The 16,734-nt window shown below is 64.4% G+C and carries 16 protein-coding genes and 1 tRNA gene; 1 reads left to right on the forward strand and 16 read right to left on the reverse strand.

From position 1 onward, the window contains the following. Nucleotides 1-64: 64 nt before the first annotated feature. The 10 genes from IVB46_RS29740 to IVB46_RS29785 all read right to left on the reverse strand — a co-directional run bounded on the left by IVB46_RS29740 (nt 65) and on the right by IVB46_RS29785 (nt 11,824). Nucleotides 65-331, reverse strand: coding sequence for a hypothetical protein (locus IVB46_RS29740; RefSeq protein WP_247344029.1), 267 nt, complete (start codon nt 329-331; stop codon nt 65-67). A gap of 210 nt (nt 332-541) precedes the next feature. Continuing rightward, nucleotides 542-2,236: a flotillin domain-containing protein gene (locus IVB46_RS29745; protein ID WP_247310376.1), complete on the reverse strand. Its 1,695-nt coding sequence runs from the start codon at nt 2,234-2,236 to the stop codon at nt 542-544. A gap of 23 nt (nt 2,237-2,259) precedes the next feature. Next, a complete protein-coding gene (locus IVB46_RS29750; RefSeq protein ID WP_247310378.1) occupies nt 2,260-2,919 on the reverse strand; it encodes an OB-fold-containig protein in 660 nt (219 codons plus the stop codon). A gap of 10 nt (nt 2,920-2,929) precedes the next feature. Then, nucleotides 2,930-4,093: a PspA/IM30 family protein gene (locus tag IVB46_RS29755; protein ID WP_247310380.1), complete on the reverse strand. Its 1,164-nt coding sequence runs from the start codon at nt 4,091-4,093 to the stop codon at nt 2,930-2,932. A gap of 340 nt (nt 4,094-4,433) precedes the next feature. Then, on the reverse strand, nt 4,434-4,817 hold the full coding sequence (locus tag IVB46_RS29760) for a RidA family protein (protein WP_247310382.1): 384 nt from the start codon (nt 4,815-4,817) through the stop codon (nt 4,434-4,436). After that, nucleotides 4,814-7,162 (reverse strand): acetamidase/formamidase family protein, encoded by a 2,349-nt coding sequence (locus tag IVB46_RS29765; RefSeq protein ID WP_247310385.1) that lies wholly within the window; start codon nt 7,160-7,162, stop codon nt 4,814-4,816. Before IVB46_RS29765 ends, IVB46_RS29760 begins: the two co-directional genes overlap by 4 nt. Before the next feature lie 134 nt (nt 7,163-7,296). Further along, nucleotides 7,297-8,538 carry an acetamidase/formamidase family protein gene (locus IVB46_RS29770; RefSeq protein WP_247310387.1) on the reverse strand — a complete coding sequence of 414 codons (1,242 nt, stop codon included), beginning with the start codon at nt 8,536-8,538 and terminating at the stop codon, nt 7,297-7,299. Between the two features lie 43 nt (nt 8,539-8,581). Then, nucleotides 8,582-10,204 carry an amino acid ABC transporter permease/ATP-binding protein gene (locus IVB46_RS29775; protein ID WP_247310389.1) on the reverse strand — a complete coding sequence of 541 codons (1,623 nt, stop codon included), beginning with the start codon at nt 10,202-10,204 and terminating at the stop codon, nt 8,582-8,584. Then, the gene (locus IVB46_RS29780; RefSeq protein ID WP_247310391.1) at nt 10,204-11,121 is read right to left on the reverse strand and encodes an ABC transporter substrate-binding protein; all 918 of its coding nucleotides are present in this window, start codon (nt 11,119-11,121) and stop codon (nt 10,204-10,206) included. Before IVB46_RS29780 ends, IVB46_RS29775 begins: the two co-directional genes overlap by 1 nt. Before the next feature lie 439 nt (nt 11,122-11,560). Then, nucleotides 11,561-11,824 (reverse strand): hypothetical protein, encoded by a 264-nt coding sequence (locus IVB46_RS29785; protein WP_063983409.1) that lies wholly within the window; start codon nt 11,822-11,824, stop codon nt 11,561-11,563. A 262-nt stretch (nt 11,825-12,086) separates the two neighbouring features. Between IVB46_RS29785 and IVB46_RS29790 the strand changes: the two genes are divergently transcribed. Then, nucleotides 12,087-12,281, forward strand: a complete 195-nt coding sequence (locus IVB46_RS29790) for a hypothetical protein (protein ID WP_039148908.1) — start codon at nt 12,087-12,089, stop codon at nt 12,279-12,281. A gap of 81 nt (nt 12,282-12,362) precedes the next feature. Here the strand turns inward: IVB46_RS29790 and IVB46_RS29795 are convergent, their stop codons facing one another. From IVB46_RS29795 to IVB46_RS29820, 6 genes are all read right to left on the reverse strand, one after another. After that, complete coding sequence (locus IVB46_RS29795; protein ID WP_166341563.1) at nt 12,363-12,509, reverse strand: hypothetical protein; 147 nt, start codon at nt 12,507-12,509, stop codon at nt 12,363-12,365. Nucleotides 12,510-12,698: 189 nt separating this feature from the next. Next, a tRNA-Cys gene (locus tag IVB46_RS29800) sits at nt 12,699-12,772 on the reverse strand. A 56-nt stretch (nt 12,773-12,828) separates the two neighbouring features. Continuing rightward, nucleotides 12,829-13,590 (reverse strand): ABC transporter ATP-binding protein, encoded by a 762-nt coding sequence (locus IVB46_RS29805; protein WP_247310393.1) that lies wholly within the window; start codon nt 13,588-13,590, stop codon nt 12,829-12,831. 7 nt (nt 13,591-13,597) lie between these two features. Continuing rightward, entirely contained in the window at nt 13,598-14,314 is a 717-nt protein-coding gene (locus IVB46_RS29810) for an ABC transporter permease (protein ID WP_346016149.1), read from the reverse strand. Nucleotides 14,315-14,510: 196 nt separating this feature from the next. Beyond that, the gene (locus tag IVB46_RS29815; RefSeq protein ID WP_247310397.1) at nt 14,511-15,245 is read right to left on the reverse strand and encodes a tRNA-uridine aminocarboxypropyltransferase; all 735 of its coding nucleotides are present in this window, start codon (nt 15,243-15,245) and stop codon (nt 14,511-14,513) included. A 510-nt stretch (nt 15,246-15,755) separates the two neighbouring features. Beyond that, a complete protein-coding gene (locus IVB46_RS29820) occupies nt 15,756-16,556 on the reverse strand; it encodes a class I SAM-dependent methyltransferase (RefSeq protein ID WP_247310399.1) in 801 nt (266 codons plus the stop codon). Nucleotides 16,557-16,734 lie beyond the last annotated feature (178 nt).

Genomic DNA, 16,734 nt, shown 5'->3' on the forward strand with positions numbered 1-16,734 from the left:
TTGAGGCCCGGAACAAACCGAAACCGGGCAATGACTGACACATAACTGACGACCGTTGTTTTTGTTAAGACATTTTCCGCCGTCCAGTGTTCCAGACACATCCCTCGTCGTCCTCTTCGAACTCGACATAGGTGCTCGCCTGGTTCTGCAAAACCTTTTCGAGCTCGTTCTCCCATTCGTCCAGGCCGTCGTCCGGCGCGTTGAAGCCCAGGAATTTGATGGCATAGCCGGTCTCGTTGACGACGGTGACGTTGCGGGCGTCGGCCGCGAACGACGGCGTAGCGGCGATCGCAAGACCGATCGCGATCAGTCCGGACAGAAAATACTTCATGTGAAATTCCCCCGATCGAAAGAGGCTCCGGTGCCTGACGTCGATCCGCGCAGGCACCGCGGCAACAAATGGCGTTGCCTCGAAGAATTCACCCGGAGCGCGATCGAGTGGTTCAACACGCGATCGATCGACGCTCCGGAGCGTGCGCGACGCGAGACGCGCACGGGCAGTTCATATCGATTCGAATTCTCCGCAGCAATGAACCGGCGTTCATAGATCGGCGGTGTTTGTTTTCTCCGGCACGGGCGCCGGCACTGCGGCGCCGTTGCTCTTTCCCGTCACGGCGCCGACCAGCGCTTTCACGGGATCCTCGCCCGGCGCAAACCCGCTCTGGCGCAGGATCTCGTCGATCATCGGACGCAGCGCGTGCACCTTGAGGAGCTCGCCCGCAAGCCCTTCGCCGAAGCCGACATTGCCGCCGCCGGTGCCATTGCCGCCGAACGCGCCGCCGGTGTGCAGGATGCGGACGTCCTTGAGATTTCCGATCGGCTTCACCATCTCGGCTAGCGCCGAGGGCATGGTCTCGATCCGCTTCTTGGCGAGCTCGAAGTCGATGACGTTGGCACCGAGCTTGTTCTGCGCCTCGTTCTTGAGCGTGATGATTGCGGCTTCGGCCTCGCCGATATTCCTGACGCCGACAGCCTTGATCTTGTTGGACTCGGCTTCCGCGGTGGCCAGCGTCTTGACGGCCTCGGCGCGATCGAGCGAAGCCCTCTTCTCGGCTTCGGCGGCGACGATCAGCTCGGTCGACTTGCGCTCGGCCTCGGTGCGCGCGGCGAGCACCTGGGTGAGACGGGCACGGTCGGCGACCTCGACCGCGCGGGCGGTCACCACCTTTTCCTCCGCGGAGACGGCGACCGCTTCCGCGGTCTTGGCCTCGGCGACGGCTTCCGAGGTCTGCTTGCTCTTGGCCGCGATCTGGATCTCGTTCTCCTGCGTGGCGATCTGGATTTCGCGCTGCGCGTCGGTCTTGCGCTTGTTGATGGCGAGATCCGACTCGATGACCGCGGTTTCCTTGACCTGCTTGGCGCCGGCCTCCTTCTCGGCCACGGCGCGGTCGGTATCGATGCGGGCGTTCTCCTCGGTCAGGCGCGCCGTCTGCGTCGCAGTCGCCACCTCGGCGCGGGTGCTCGCGGTCTTGTTGGCGATGTCGCGCTCCTGGGAGAGCTCGGCCTCCTTCTTGGTGCGCTCGATGGTCAGGGTCTGCTGCCGCGCCTCGAGGTCCTTTTGCGCAATCGCCACCTCGTTGTCGCGCACGATCGAGTTGCGGTCGCGCCGGCGCGTCTCGGTAACGGTCTTCAGCTGGGTCAGACCTTCGGCGTCGAAGAAGTTCTCCGGGTTGAAGAATTTGACGTCGGTCTGGTCGAGCTTGGTCAGCGACACCGATTCAAGCTCGAGACCGTTGGATTTCACGTCCGATTCCACGGTCGCCTGCACATGCTTGACGAAGTCGCTGCGCTTCTCCTGCAACTCCAGGATGGACATGGTGGCTGCCACCGAACGCAGGCCGTCGACGAATTTTGCCTCGACCTGGTTGCGCAGGGCTTCGGCGTCATTGGTCAGCGCGCCCAGCGTCTGGCTCGCGAGCGCAATGCTCTCATCGTCAGGACGGACGCGCACGTAGAACTCGGCGACGATGTCGACGCGCAGGCGGTCCTTGGTGATCAGGGACTCCCGCTCCTTGCGCTCGACGGTGAGCCGCAGCGTCTTCAAATTGACGCTGGCATAGGAGTGGAAGATCGGCAGGATCATGGCGCCGCCGTCGAGCACGACCTTCTTGCCGCCGAGGCCGGTGCGCACGAAGGCCTCGTCGCGGGTGGCGCGCTTGTAGAGGATGGTGAAGACGATCCCGAGGACGACGATCAGCGCGACGCCGATCATGGCCGGGACTGCAATGTCGAACATGACTTTCTCCGATAAATGACTGGTCAGCTGCTTAGAGGCGGTTTGGAAGGTTTCAGTTCATCGTCGGCCTTCACCGCCACGAAGCGGGTGCCGGCGCGATCGACCAGCAGGACCATGGTTCCCTGCGGCAGGGGCAATGATGACGGTGCGGCGACCGCCCACACGAAATGGCGGTTGCCGTGGATGTCGGCGACGCTGACGCGGCCGGGCGGCCCCTGATCGAGCGGGCCGATCACGACCTCGCCGACGCGGCCGACGAGATCGCCGAGGCCGACGGCATAGCTTTCATCCTTGGGAATGACCCGCGCGATGCCCCTGCTTGCGGCGCGGACCAGCGGAATCGAGACGGCGACCGCTCCGACCGACGCGAGCGTTGCCGGCAAGGGACCCGCCACCATCCGCGCGATGTCCTGGATCAGGAAGCCGGAGATGGAGAACGCGCCGAGCAGCAACAGCAGGAAGATCAAGAGCGGCACGCCGCCGACATTGATCCAGGAGATGGCGTTGATCACGCCATTGTCGCTGGGGTGACCAAAATCGATGTTGGTGCCGAGCATCTCGCTCAGCGAGGCCCCGACCAGCATCGAGACCACCTCGATCGAGCCGACGATGAGGATCATGGCCGCCGCGATCGCGAACGGCCTGACCTCCGGCGACATCACGTGTTCGAGCAGAGCGCTCATGACACATTACTCAGGAGCGCGACTTCAACCGCGCCAGCCGCGCTGCAATCTCCTTCTCGCGATGCAACGTGCTGAGCTCGTCGATGTCGCTTGAGTACGGGATGGAGGCCGGAACGCCGGTGGCGCGCGCCACCGCCCTGCCCGCACGCAATGCCTTCGCCGCCGCCGAGGCACCGCCGGACTTCCGGGGCGACGTCGAGGCCTGATGGCTTGCCTGAGCCTCGCTCTTTTCGAGATCGGCGCGGCGTTGCTCGGCATCCTGGAGCGCTGACAGCACGGCGCGCAGCGACGTCACGCACTGCTCGATCTTCTCGTTGTTCTCGTCGATGGCGCGGGAGAGCACCTCGAACTGCGCCTCGAGGTCCATCTGCCGCGCGATGCCGGCGCGGGCGAGATCGTCCCGGCAATCAGCAATCGCACCTTCGATCTTGGGCGCAAGATCGGTCATCTCGCGTTCGATCTCGGTGCGGCGCGCGTTGAGACGGTATTCCTCGGCGCGCGCGGCCGCGAGCGCATCGCGCGCTTCGCTCTCCGCGCGCTCGATCTCGCGGATGGCTTGGCCAACCACGTTCAGCTTGTTCTTCCCCTCCGCCTGCTCGATCGCGTCATAGGCGATCCCGGCGATCAGACGCCCGACCCGGGACAGGAAGTTGTCGGGGGCGGCAGCGATGGTATCCATGGCGTTCTCCTCCTCTGGCAGATTGTTCGGCGTGACGCCGTAGTGAACTTCGAAACCGTCGTCGGTGCGGATCAGGTGCGCGGGAGCGCTCTGCCCCCAACCCTCGGCATAGCCGGCATAGTCGAAGGGCACGCTGAAGCGCCCTTCCACGGTTGCAATCGAAATGGTGGCGGGGCCCTTGATCTTGGCGAGCTTGTCGTCGAGCGGCAGGCGGCGGCCCTGCGCGGCGCGATAATCGGCGCGGTCGCGCAGGCCCAGCGTCACCAGGCGCGAGGGCAGCGCGGTCTGTTTCCGGATCGACTCATAGGCATGGGCATGGAGCAGGACGACGTTCGAGCCGACGTTATGGCTCCGCGCGACCTCGTCCAGGATCTCCATCATGCGGTCATAGGCTTGGAACGTCGCCTCAAGCGCGGCCTTGGCGGCCGGGTCAGGGGCAAGCCTGTAGCGCAGCGCGGACGGCGCGTTTCGGGGCGACGGGCTCATGGAAAGCACTAAAGCACCATTTTGGTGCTTTAGGAAGAGGAAGTACGATCACGTTCCCCTGACCCTCATGCACTCTGTGGGTTAGTCGTCGGCCGCAGGCGACGCGTTCAAGGCGGTTGATCATCCCTAGATCACGGCCGATCAAGACTTCTTGCACGCGCGGGTTGCAATTTAAGACGAAGTGGAGGGAGCGTTTGGCGACTGCCGCTCGCGTGTCCCGGCCGCGTTGCAACGTGGAACGTTACGGCGCCAAGCCGGGACCCGGAAAGCCGCACCGTAGCTGTGGCATGGGCCCCGGCTCTGCTGCGCATCAGTTCGTGCCGCAGCGTCCGGGCTGCGAAAGCCGAGCTCACGGCCGCCGGCACACCAGGTCGATCTCGATCAGCGCATCATAGGCGAGCCCGGTGACGCCGACACACGTGCGAGCCGGCAAACGATCCGGCGCGAAGTACGTGCGATAGGTCTCGTTCATCGAGGCGTAGTCTTCCTTGAAACGCGTCAGATAGATCCGCGTCATCACGACGTGCTCGAGGCCGAGATCGAGCCCGGCGAGCACGACCTTCAAGTTCTCCATCACCGCGCGGGTCTGCGCGACGATACCTTCTGGCAGCACACCCGGCGCCTGCGGCGTGTCCGGCATCTGGCCGGTGACGAAGACAAACCCGTCGGTCTCGACGGCGTGGCTGAAGGGCGCGACCGGCTTCGGTCCGCCGCTGATCATGTGGAATTTCACTTGAGGTGTCCTTGTTGAGGCAAGTCCCGGAACAGGCGCTTGCTGAGGATGGCGTGCACGCCCCAATTGCCGTCAACGACCTGGGTGACGCCGAAATCGACGGCGGCCGACATCAAGGCGATCGCCTCGTCCTCGCTGAGCCCTTTGACGTTCATCAGAAAGCGCCGCATTTTCCGGAACGCATCCTTCATGGCGAGGTCGAGCGAGGATTTTGTGTAGACTTCGCTTTGGCCCTGCGCGCCGAACTCGGCGAGATAGTTGGGATGGCTGAAGCCGGTCAGCACCCAGTCGGTCTCAGTCTCAATCAGGGGATAAGAGAGATCGGCAAAGGGCTGGCCGGCCAGTTCGGCCTTCTTGTGCAGGATCACCTCGAACGTCCCTGTCATCGAACATTCGATCGCGGTGCCGCTGAGCTCGCCGTCGCCCTGCGTGGCATGGGAATCGCCGACCGAGAGCAGCGCGCCGGGCACCGAAACCGGAAGATAGACGGTAGCCCCCTTCCCCAGCCGCCAATTGTCGAGATTGCCGCCGAAATAGGACGGCGGCACGGAGTCGACGAAATCGACCTCGCGCGGCGCCACCGCGATCACGCCGAAATGCGGCCTCAGGGGAATGCGGATGCCATCGAGTACGGCATGCCGGCGCTTCACCGTGGCGGGCGCGACGGGGACGCCGGGATAGTCGTAGGTGGCGTGCACGACGCCGAAGGGGTCGGTCTGCGGCTCCCAGCGATAGGAATAAAGCGCCCGGGCGTGCGGCTCCTCTGGATCGTCGAAGATCTGGTAGATGGTGACGACCTCGCGCGGCATGGGACCGCCGAGAAACTCGTTGTAGTGATAGCCCCACCAAGCCGCGACCGAGGAGCCGAACACGCGGCCGGCATGGTTCGGATTGCGGCTCGCGCGCGGCACGATGTCGAGGATGCGCACCTCCAGCACGTCGCCGGGCTGGGCATCCTTCACCGCGACCGGCCCCGTGCAGATGTGCACGCCAAATCCTTCGCCGGCGCCACGGCCGAACACGCTGGCATCCATCGGGCCAGCGCCGCGACGATCGACGTTCTTCTTGTCCCGTGTCCAGCCGAACACGCTTTCAGCACCGGCATCGCCCGCGATCATCATCTCGGGCGCATCGGAGGCGTGCTGCGTCAGCGTCTCGATGGTGATGGTGTCGCCCGAGGCGATCTCGATTTGCGGCGATAGCGAGCGGCTGAAATAACCCCAATGGACGCGGCTGGCCTCGACCGGGAGATGGTGATGCCTGCGTTCCGTGGTCGTCCGCTCTTCGGTGCCGGCACACGCAACGGTGCTGCGTGCTTCGACGCTCGAATGCACGCGGAGCTGCGCCAGCGCCTCCTGCGGCCAGCCGCGCTGGCCGGCAATGCCGTGCTGCAAGGTCGCCCGCTCCGCCTCCTGCTGGCGAAACTCGCGGGGCGGCAGGCCGAAGCGATGACGGAAGGCGCGGCTGAAATGTGCGGAATCGCCAAAGCCGTAGGCGTAGGCGATCTCCGAGATCGAACGAAGCGCCTCGGTCGGATTGGACAGATCGGCCCAGGCACGCTGGAGGCGGCGCTCCCGGACGTAATGGGTGAAATTGTCGCCGACCGTCTCGAACAGTTTTTGCAGGTAGCGCTCGGAAATCCCCTGGGCCTGCGCGACGCGCGCCGGCGCCAGTTCGGGATCGTCGAGCCGCCGCTCGATGGTCTGGCAGATCCGATGCAGCAGCGCGGCCTGCGTCGCACTCGATCCGGCATCGGACGTCGAGGCCGCCAGTTGATGCGCGAGCGTCAGGAGCAGATCAACGAGCGACTGCGCGACCGAATTCCATTCGGCATCGCTCAGCGTGTCGAGCGTGCGCGCGGTCGCATCCAGCAGACGCGAGAACACATCGGCAAAGCCGCTGGGTGGAACCACGCGGGGCTCGCCGAGCCGCGGCCTGCCCGAGAGGCGTCCGTGCAGCGCTTCCGAGGTCACCGACAGCACGATGGCCCGCATGTCACGCTGGAACACGATGCTCCAGTCACCGCTCCGCGGCAGCAGCACGAGATGGCCGACCGGAACGATGCGGTGGCCGCCGGCGCTTCTGAGCACCATGCCGTCCTCGACCGGGATCAGCGCGATCGGAAGGTCCTCATTCGCTTGCGATAGCGGCGCGACGCTTTGCGCGCCAGCCGCCATGCGCGTCAGCGCAACACCTGCGGTGTGGCGATGCGATGCGGTTGCGTGTCCGTCAAAGAAGGAATGGCCGGTCGCCGGCTGCAGGCCGACCGCCGCCAGCACGTCCCGCCAGGCCTCGGGGCGGTCGTCTTGCGCGTAGGACTCGCTCGTGAACGGCCGGAAGCTCATCGGATCAACCCAGATTGCAGTTGATCGAAGCAACCTCTGTGCCAGACGAACGCGGTCATCCGTCGCAGCAACGGGCAGCAAATGACGTTCGCTGCTCATCTCCTCATCCCGAAAACTCGCTGTGTCTCAATGCATTAGTCGCAGCGAAAGATGTTCTTGCGGATCGTGCCGTGGACGCCCCAATTGGCGTCGACGACCTGAGTGACGCCGAAATCGGCGCCGACCGACAGCAGAGAGATCGCCTCGTCCTCGCTGAGACCGTGCACGGTCATCAGGAACCGCCGGAGTTTTCTGAACGCATCGCGCATCGCACGGTCGAGGCTCGAGTGATTGGCAATCTCGGTTTGTGCGTCGGCGCCGAGTGCGGCCAGATAGTTCGGATAGGTGAAGCCGTAGAACGACCAGGCGTGATCGGTCTCCAACATCGGATGGTCGAGGCCCTCCAGACTGGTGCCGGCCAGATCAGCCTTCTTGTGCAGGATGAACTCGAAATCGCCCGTGAGCGAGGTCTCGATTGCGGTGCCGCCGAGCTCGCTGTCGCCTTGCGCGGCGTGGGGATCGCCGACCGAGAAATAGGCGCCGGGGACTGCGACCGGATAGAACATCCGCGCGCCCTTGCCGATGCGCCAGTCGTCGATGTTGCCGCCGGTGTAGCTCGGCGGGATCGAGCTGACGAAATCAGCTTCCGAGGGCGCGAGGCCCATGGTGCCAAAATGCAGACGCGCCGGCACCTTCACACTTGCGAGGACGTTCTCGCGCTTCTTGATGGTGGCGTGATCGACGCGCACGCCGGGATAGTCGATGGTCGGATGCACGATGCCGTCGGGGTCGGTCTGCGGCGTCCAGACGTAGTTGTAGACCGCTTTCGCATAAGGCTCGCCCGAGGTGTCGAGCTCGAAGATGGTGACGACCTCCCGCGGCTTCGGCTCTTCGATCAAATCGTGATAGTGAAAGCCCCAATTGGCCGCGACGTTGGACCCGAAGCAGCGGCCGGCATGGCAGGCGCTGCAGCTCGGCCGCGGCCTGATATCGAGGATGTGCACTTCCAGGATGTCACCGGGCTCGGCGCCTTCGATCGCGACCGGTCCGGTGAGAAGATGCACGCCAACCCCCTCGCCTGCGCCGCGGATAAACGGACCTTCGACCGGCCCGGAGCCGCGGCGCGCGACCGCCTTGTGCTCGCGCGTCCACTGGAACACGCTCTCGGCGCCGGGATCGCCCTGGATCATGCGCTCGTAATCGTCATTGGCATGATGGGTCAGCGTCTCGATGGTGGCGCGATCCCCGGAGCGCAATGTCAGGGCCGGCGTCACCTTCTTGGAGAAATAGCCCCAGTGGACGGTCTTCGGCGAAACCGGCAGCGTGAAATGCTTCATGAGATGGCCTCTTCGGGAGTCTTGAACCTTACGAAGGCAGCGCTCATCGCACCGCCTCCGGAGTCTTGTCGGCTTCCATCACGCTGAGGAAACGCGCCGTCAGCGGATTGCGGGGATTGGTGAGCACCTCGTGCGCCGGCCCCTCCTCGATGATCGCGCCGCCGCTCAAGAATGCGACGCGGTCGGCGACTTCATCGGCAAAGCGGATCTGGTGCGTCGAGATGATCATGGTGAGGCCGTCGTCGATGGCGAGCCGCCGGATCACTTCCAGTACCTCGTTGACGAGCTCGGGATCGAGCGCCGAGGTCGGCTCGTCCAAAAGCAGCACGCTTGGATTGGGCGCCAGCGCGCGGGCGATGGCGACGCGCTGCTGCTGGCCGCCGGAGAGATGTCGCGGCAACGCGTCGGCGCGATGCGAGAGACCGACGCGGTCGAGCAGTTCGGTGGCGCGACGGTCGGCGTCGATGCGGGTCATACCGTGGACCCAGCGCAAAGGCCCGGCGATGTTTTCGCGCGCCGACAGATGGGCGAACAAATTGAACTGCTGGAACACCATGCCGACACCGACGGTTGCCCGCTCGTTGGCGATGGCCCGGGGTGACAGCAATTTGCCGTCGTCGTCAAAGCCGAGACGGCGGCCGCCGACGCGCACGGTGCCTCCGTCCCAGCTTTCGAGATGGTTGATGCAGCGGAGCAGCGTGCTCTTGCCCGAGCCGCTGGGGCCGAGCAGCGCGACCACTTCGCCGACGCGAACGGTCAGATCGAGGCCGTCGAGCACCTTTTGCGTGCCGTAGCTCTTGGTGAGGTCCTTGGTCTCGACTGCGATGTTGTTGCGCGCGATCGTCGCGGAACGCCGCGTGCGCTCCTCTCTGGTCAGAGCAAGCGGCGGCGTGTCGGTCAGCTCTGCCTGCACGGGTTCGGGATCGGCGACGGTCGCCTCCGCAAGCTCCAGCTTGGCGCCGAGATCGACGCGACGCCAGGGCAGGTAATCGGCGAGCTTGCGCTTCCGTCCCTTGGCGCGGTCGAGATCGAGCAGCCATTCGACGAACAACTGGATGACGCTGATGGCGAAGGTCAGCACGAGGTACAAGAGGCCAGAGGCGAAGAAGATCGAGAAGAAGTCGAAGGTCGAGGACGCAAGCTGCGTCGAGCGCAAGGTCAGCTCCTGGACTGCGACGACGGACGCCAGCGAGGAATTCTTCAGCGCGCTGACGGCCTCGTTGCCGAAGGCCGGGATCATGGTGCGGATCGCCTGCGGCGCGATCACCCGCCACATCAGGATCCGCGGCGTCATGCCGAGCGCCTGGCCGGCCGTCACCTGCCCGCGGTCGACGCCGAGCACGCCGGCGCGCAGCATCTCCGCGATGAACGGCGCCTCGTTGCAGGCGAGCGCGAGGCCGGCCGCCAGCACCGCCGGCAGCTTGATGCCGATATGCGGCAGCGCGTCGTAGGCGAACACCATCTGAAGGATCAGCGGCGTGCCGCGGAAGATCACGGTATAGGCCCTGGCGATCGCCGCCAGGGGCCAGAAGCGCGAGAGCTGCATGCCGGCGAGGATCAATCCGAGGATCAATCCGCCACCGAGCCCGAGGGCAGTCACCTCGAGGGTGAGCTCGATGCCCTCGAGCAGATACGGCATGCTCAGGTAATGGAGAAACAGCGACATCAGTCAGCCGTCAGAATGTCCGGCTCCTTGAAGTTGTTCACGTCGAGCCCGTGCTTCTTCAGAAGCTCCATATGCGTGCCGGCCTTCTGCACCTCGATCAGCGCGGCGAGCACGGCGTCGCGGAATTTCGGCTTGTCCTTGGGCACGGCGATGCCGACCGAATACGGGATCGTCACCGCGATCGCCTTTTCCAGCTTGTCCGGATAGGCTTTGACGGCGCTGTCGACGGTGTTGACGTCGTTGACATAGGTGTCGGCGCGACCGGCGAGGATGGCCTGGATGCAGTTGGCGTTGTTGTCGTAGAGCTGGATGGTCGGCTCGGCCTTGCCGGCCTTCTTGCATTCCGGGATCAGTGCCTGGATCAGGGGCACCTCGACATAGCCGGTGTTTTCGGCGGCAGCAGCACCACACATCGACATGTTGATGCCGTTGATGCCCTTCGGGTTGCCCTTGGCGACCAGCACGCCGTCGAACACCTTCGAGTAGGTGATGAAGTCGGCCGCCTTGGCGCGCTCCTTGGTGGCGTAGATGTCGGAGATGACGATGTCGGCCTGACCCGCGGCCAGCGTGGTCAGGAGCGCTGCGAACGTCACCGGCTTGTAGGTCAGCTTGAAGCCGAGGCATTCGCCGATGGCCTCGCCAAGATCGATGTCGAATCCGATATATTTGCTGGGATCCTTCGGATCGATCGTCTCATAGCCCGGCGTGTGCGGGTTGATGGCGTTGACGAGCGTTTTGCCCTTCCAGTCCGGATATTTCTCCTGGAGCGCGGCGCAGGCGGCGGGCGCGGCGGCCTGTGCGCTCAACGGTGCCGCGGCGGCGAAGCCGAAAGCGATGGTGGCGCCGAGCGCGATCTTGCGCCATGGCAATGATGCGCGTGCGATCCCCCGTGCATGGGGCAATACCCGTGTCTCCATCTCCAGCTCCTTCGAATTGTCATGGCACTGGCCATGTTCCAGATCTCGGGAACGAGCCTAGGTGGAGTGCGGACGGGAAAGCTTGTCCGCGGGCGTACAAAAAATTGGATGAATGGGGCCCGCGAATTGGGCAGCCCCCTGCACAAAAACTGTTCGTGCGTCAGGTGTCCTGCGGCACGCAATTCCGAATTCGGGAGAACCAAATGATCTCGCGCGACGCAATGATCTGCACGGTCGGAGAATCAATCAGTCAGGATATTTGACAGAGATATGACGTTTGCTAACGGAAATGAGGTGCCGGCAGACGCATCTGTGGACGACATCCACAGCATCTCACCGCTTTCCACAGCCTGTCCGCAGCATATCCACAGGCCGACTATGCCGGATTCGCGAGACCGCACGAGCCACTTGCTGCGCACAAACCCACAGGGCGGCTATGTCAGCCGCCGGCCTGGTCGAAGACGGTGCGGCAAGCCTCGCTCAAGCTTGAGCGGTTACGGCGCAGACAGGCCGTGATGGCGCGGACGTTGGGGATCTCGCCAGCGCAGAGCCGATAGACGTCGGGGGTGCAGGCCCGGCGCTGCTCCGGCGTTCCCTGCTGCGCATTGGCGGCGGAGGCGAACAGCGCCAGGAACAGCCCGACCGTCGAGGCGCGGCGCGCCCGGCTCTTCGCCCCCGCAAACCGTAAGAACCTTGCCCTCATGACCAAGTCTCCCGTCTGCCTTGCCCGCCCCCGGCCTTCGCTGGCCGGTGTCGTGCCAAGGGGTAGGAGAAATAAATCGCGGGGGATGTGATCTCTTTCACACTGAGGCCGGACGGGAGGAACGTACGGTTCCGCGGGGATTTTAAGGAATCGCTAACCAATCGGAGCCCGATCGCCGGGTCGCTAAAATGCGAACGATCGGCTCAATCGGGTAACAAACCGGCTTTGCGACATTGCGCCATCCGCGTTCTGCGAGGGTGCGATGAGCGAAGCCGAATTCAACTTGCTGCTGGATGCCGTCCGGGACGCCATGGTCTATCAAGATTTCGCGCCCGAGCCGGAGGAGGAATTCGTGCCCCGCTCGTGGTCGTACGTCGCAACGCCCAAAGCCGCCAATGACAATGAGGGCGCCTGGCCCCTTCTGCCGTTTCCGGACGGCTGGTACGCGGCCTGTTGAGACCACTTTCAACGTCAACCGATGCGCCCGCTCCCGCGGGCGTTTTGCTATCGGCCATGCGCCGGAATGGCGCGGGATCGATCAGGTCTTGACCCGCTCCTCGCCGTCCTGCGGCGCCCGGTCGGGTGCGGCCGGCGGAAAGATGCTGTCATAGATCGCACGGGCCTCGCGAATGAGGCGAGCCCGTTCCAGCTCGGATTTCGGGATAAATCGGACGACGTCGCTCACGTGCTCTCCAGCTCCAGGGGTTCGTGACGCATCACTTCGCAGATGCGAAGTCTATGCCATCGGGCCTGAATCGCTGGTGTCCGCCAAGCCCCGGGCAAACCCGGTGTGCACGGCCTAGCAGGCCTCAACCGCGTGCTCCGCGGAACGCGCGGTGAGCCAAATTCATGATGAAATATCAGGAGGTTGTTATGGAGGCCACGACCAGAATTGAACTGGTGTACACGGTTTTGCAGACCGTTGCGTAACCACTCCGCCACGTGGCCCCGTAAGGGCGGAGCAATATAGGGGATCAATGTCTTAGGCAACCCCGGCCGGGCGTTTACGCCTTGCACCCGCCCGGGCCGGCGAGATATTTCGCAAGAATCGCATCGGTCGGGCCGGCCGCGGTGATCCGCCCCTCCTCGAGCAGGATCGCGCGGTTACAGGTGCTCTGGATCAGCTCGATGTCGTGGGAGGCCAGCACCAGGATGCCGGCACGGGCCACGATCTCGTCGAGCCGCTGCCGCGCCTTCCGGCGGAATTGCTGGTCGCCGACGCCGATCCATTCGTCCAGCAGCACGATCTCGCCTTCCACGGCGGTTGCGACCGCGAAGATCAGCCGCAGCATCATGCCGCTGGAATAGGTCCGCAGCGGCAGGTCGAGCCTGTCACCGAGCTCGGTGAACTCGGCGATCTCCGCCCGCCGCGCATCGATCTCGGAGCGCCGCGCGCCGATCACGAGCCCGCGGCGTATGATGTTCTCATAACCTGTCGCTTCCTCGTCGAAGCCGGCCGACAGGTCGAACAACGACAGGCAACGGCCGAGCACGTCCACGCTGCCAGCGGTCGGATGATAGATGCCGGCGAGAACCCGCAGCAGCGTGGTCTTGCCTGCGCCGTTGGCGCCGATGATGGCGACGCGGTCGCCGGCGCGGATGTCGAGACTGACGTCGTTGAGCGCGGAGACGATGTGCGGCACCGCCGGCGTCCGGCGCAGCGTCACCGCGCTGACGAACCGGCTGCGTAGCGAACGGTCGCGGAACGACAGCACCGGAAATTTGACCGAAACGTTGCGAAGCACGATGTGGGCAACAAGGCTCATGCGCGCCTCACAGCCAATACGCCACGCGGTGGCGGTATTTCGCGTAGCAGCCGAAGGCGATGACGGCTACGACGATCGCATAGATCGCCCCGAGCAGCCATTGGACAGGATCGGTCGGCTGCGACAGCAGCGGCCTGCGCACGAGGTCGAGCAGCGTCGCGAACGGATTGGCGCGGATCAGCCAGTAGAACGCAGTGCCGCGCAGGGCGTCCTCGGTCCAGATGATCGGCGTCAGGAAGAAGATGAATTGCAGGCCGCTGACGATCGCCGTGCCGATATCGCGAAAGCGCGCGCAGAGCATGCCGAGTGCGACCGAACCGCCGAGCAGAACGATGAGCAGGATCGCAAAGCCGGGTACCGCGAGCAGCATGCTCCCATGCAGCGGCCAGGGCATCACGATGTAGAGCAGCACCACGATCACCAGATGATGCGCGAAGATGAGCACGTTGCGCGCGATCATCTGGAGCACATGCACGATCAGCCGCGCCGGCACGGCCTTGATCAGGTGGCCCGACGCCACGAAGATGCTTGAGCCTTCCTGGAGCGTCGTCGCGATCAGGGTCCAGACGATCAGGCCGACGGCGAAGGGCGGCAGGAAACCGGCGATGTCCTGCTTGAACAGTGCGGCGTAGACCGTGCCGACACTTGCGATTGTTGCTGCCAGCGTCAGCGTGATCCAGAGCGGGCCGATCACGGTGCGCCGGTAACGCAGCGAGATGTCCATCAGCGCGAGCGTGCCCCACCGATCGGGCCGCGCCGCCTGTGCAAGGATTTCCTTCGCCGCGGCCTGAATTCGACTGCCCCTTCCGCTTCCGGCTTTTCGATGCTGCGAAGATAACAGTTCGCGGCCCATCGGCCGATCGTCTCTACCCGCCCGTCTCGCGCGGGGCAATCAACCGTACGGAGGATTTAAGCGCGAGTCAGCTGCGCTTGCTGCGCCGGACACCGCGCCGGCGGTCCTTGACCGGCGGTTTTGGCGCCAATTCCGGCATTTCGGCCTGAACCTCGCGGTAGCGCGTCAACATCCGTTCAAAACTGGCATTGAGCGTCTCGGCGATATCGGGGCGCTTCTCAAGACTGGCCAGGATGGTCGCGGCCGCCTCGATGGTCGACAGCCCGTCTTTCCGCGGCTCCTTGCGCAGGCGTCCGTATCGGGAGGGATGCGCCGGGTTGAGGATCACGCGCTGGCATTTGAGCATCCAGGGATTGCGCCACCACAGCGCCTTGGCCTGGCTCCAGGTGCCGTCGAGCAGCACCACGCCTTCGAGCTTGCCGAGGATCGAGCGCTGGTTCTCCGCGACTTCGCCCTTGCGGTTGAGCGCCAGGATCTCGCCCTCGGCCTCCAGATCGGCCGCGCGCGCCGAGCCAAGATAGAGCACGGCCCAGTGCGAGGCGTTCTCGATCGGCCGCGCGAGCGCCTTGGACAGGCTCGGCCAGGACAGGCCGACCCGCACCGTGGCATCGGCAAAGTGCTTCGCAAGCAGCCGGGCGGTGCCGAGCGCCCTGTCCTGCTCCTGCGGATGCTGGAGGATCAGGAGCGAGAGCCGGTTCTTGATGGGCGTGACACTGTCGCAGATGCACAGCGGCATCGGCTTCTGGCAGTGCGGGCATTCGGGGATCGGATCGGCCGGCGCGGCGGCTGTGGGGTTCGACATGGTCGCCGCTATACGCTTGAAGCGGCGGTTCAACAACTCTCTTGCCGGGAGTGGCGCCGCCATAACCCCGAACCTCGGCACACGACAAAAAGACCGCCCGAAGGCGGTCTCGTTGCGCCGGTATGTCGAATGCGTCGACCGCTCTGCTAGACCGGCGTTCCGGCAGCGTCTCTCCAATCCACAGTACCATTCGCGGCCACGTTGGCGACCCAAATCGGCTTGCTGAGGTCGGTGTCGTAGAACTGAGCACCTACGTCGACATGGGCTTTGGGGCGGGGATTGGGAGGCGATGGTCATGAAGTGTGGTGGTCAGGCCGTAATACACGCCCCAGTTGATCTCCGAATGACGTTATCGCTCGGACTTGGTGACGTCTTGGAGGGTACGATCTTTCTACAAGGCGCCTGCGTTGCGTGACGTTCCGCGCTCGAAGGCCTTTCGTCCCGTGCGCTCTTTCGTCTTCGCAATGAGGTGTACGGCGGCTTGAGCCCGACGTGACTTGGCTGTCGGGCTCACGGCACGGGGCGTTTGCGCATGAACGCCGTCAACACTGTCTTGAACGGAGCCGGCGTGCAGTGCTGAACCGCAAGCAACAGCGAATAGAGCAGCTTCGATCCGAAATAATAGGCCGGCTCCGCGTCCCACGGGATCACATACAGATCGTATCGGGAGGCGGGAAAATGCCGTTTGAACGCGCCGGCAGTGTTCAGCCGATAGACGGCCGGGAAGACATCCTCGCCCTTGCGGTCGTCCTGGGCCGACTGGATGATGCGGGCATGCAGCTGGTCGGGGATCATCCGGTTGGCGAGTGCGATGTATCCATAGCGGTTGGGCGTTCGCGCGCAGATCCAGCCGCCCGGCTTGAGCACGCGATCGAGTTCACGGGCGGCTCTGGCAGGATCCTGGAGATGCTCGAACACGAAATCCGATACGATCACGTCGATGGAGTGATCGGCGATCGGAAGCTCTCCGTCGGGTGTGATCACGAACGCCCGATCCAGCGCCTTGTTGGTCGTGACAGCCGGGTCGACATCCACCCCGACGAGCTCGCGCACCCGTCCCTTCAACGACCGCAGACTGCGCCGGTAGGCGACCGAATCCTCGCTCTGGCCGGCGCCTCGCCCGGCGCCAAAGTCCAGCACGACGGAATCCGGTCCAACCAAGGCCCCGACCCGCTGCCAGAACTGAATCGTGCCATCGACCCGAGAGAAACCACCCGCCGCAATCTCTGGGAAAAAGTGCGATCCGACGGTATTAGCCATTTGGCCAATCACTCCAAAGCAACACGAGCCAGCCGATTTCCGCTCGCCCACAAGGTTTCCCAAGCACGTCACACGTTCTCGGGGCGGGATCCCGTTCGAATGCAACAGCTTCGGGCGGCGCGACGAGCGAAGGCTGCGCCCGTCTCCGTTCTGTAACGAGCTTTGTTGACAGAAATGAGAACTAGCAGCTTTTATGAATACAGATGTTAATTTGATAACATCAAATGTT

Origin of the sequence: Bradyrhizobium sp. 61, assembly GCF_023073075.1 — a bacterium.
Classification (GTDB): domain Bacteria; phylum Pseudomonadota; class Alphaproteobacteria; order Rhizobiales; family Xanthobacteraceae; genus Bradyrhizobium; species Bradyrhizobium barranii.

Excerpts from the sequence above, each read along its gene's own strand:
- IVB46_RS29815 (WP_247310397.1), bottom strand. The coding sequence starts at position 15,245 with ATGTCGAACCCCACAGCCGCCGCGCCGGCCGATCCGATCCCCGAATGC.
- IVB46_RS29785 (WP_063983409.1), bottom strand. The coding sequence starts at position 11,824 with ATGAGGGCAAGGTTCTTACGGTTTGCGGGGGCGAAGAGCCGGGCGCGC.
- IVB46_RS29750 (WP_247310378.1), bottom strand. The coding sequence starts at position 2,919 with ATGAGCGCTCTGCTCGAACACGTGATGTCGCCGGAGGTCAGGCCGTTC.
- IVB46_RS29740 (WP_247344029.1), bottom strand. The coding sequence starts at position 331 with ATGAAGTATTTTCTGTCCGGACTGATCGCGATCGGTCTTGCGATCGCC.
- IVB46_RS29810 (WP_346016149.1), bottom strand. The coding sequence starts at position 14,314 with ATGGACATCTCGCTGCGTTACCGGCGCACCGTGATCGGCCCGCTCTGG.
- IVB46_RS29780 (WP_247310391.1), bottom strand. The coding sequence starts at position 11,121 with ATGGAGACACGGGTATTGCCCCATGCACGGGGGATCGCACGCGCATCA.
- IVB46_RS29765 (WP_247310385.1), bottom strand. The coding sequence starts at position 7,162 with ATGAGCTTCCGGCCGTTCACGAGCGAGTCCTACGCGCAAGACGACCGC.
- IVB46_RS29805 (WP_247310393.1), bottom strand. The coding sequence starts at position 13,590 with ATGAGCCTTGTTGCCCACATCGTGCTTCGCAACGTTTCGGTCAAATTT.
- IVB46_RS29745 (WP_247310376.1), bottom strand. The coding sequence starts at position 2,236 with ATGTTCGACATTGCAGTCCCGGCCATGATCGGCGTCGCGCTGATCGTC.
- IVB46_RS29790 (WP_039148908.1), top strand. The coding sequence starts at position 12,087 with ATGAGCGAAGCCGAATTCAACTTGCTGCTGGATGCCGTCCGGGACGCC.
- IVB46_RS29770 (WP_247310387.1), bottom strand. The coding sequence starts at position 8,538 with ATGAAGCATTTCACGCTGCCGGTTTCGCCGAAGACCGTCCACTGGGGC.
- IVB46_RS29775 (WP_247310389.1), bottom strand. The coding sequence starts at position 10,204 with ATGTCGCTGTTTCTCCATTACCTGAGCATGCCGTATCTGCTCGAGGGC.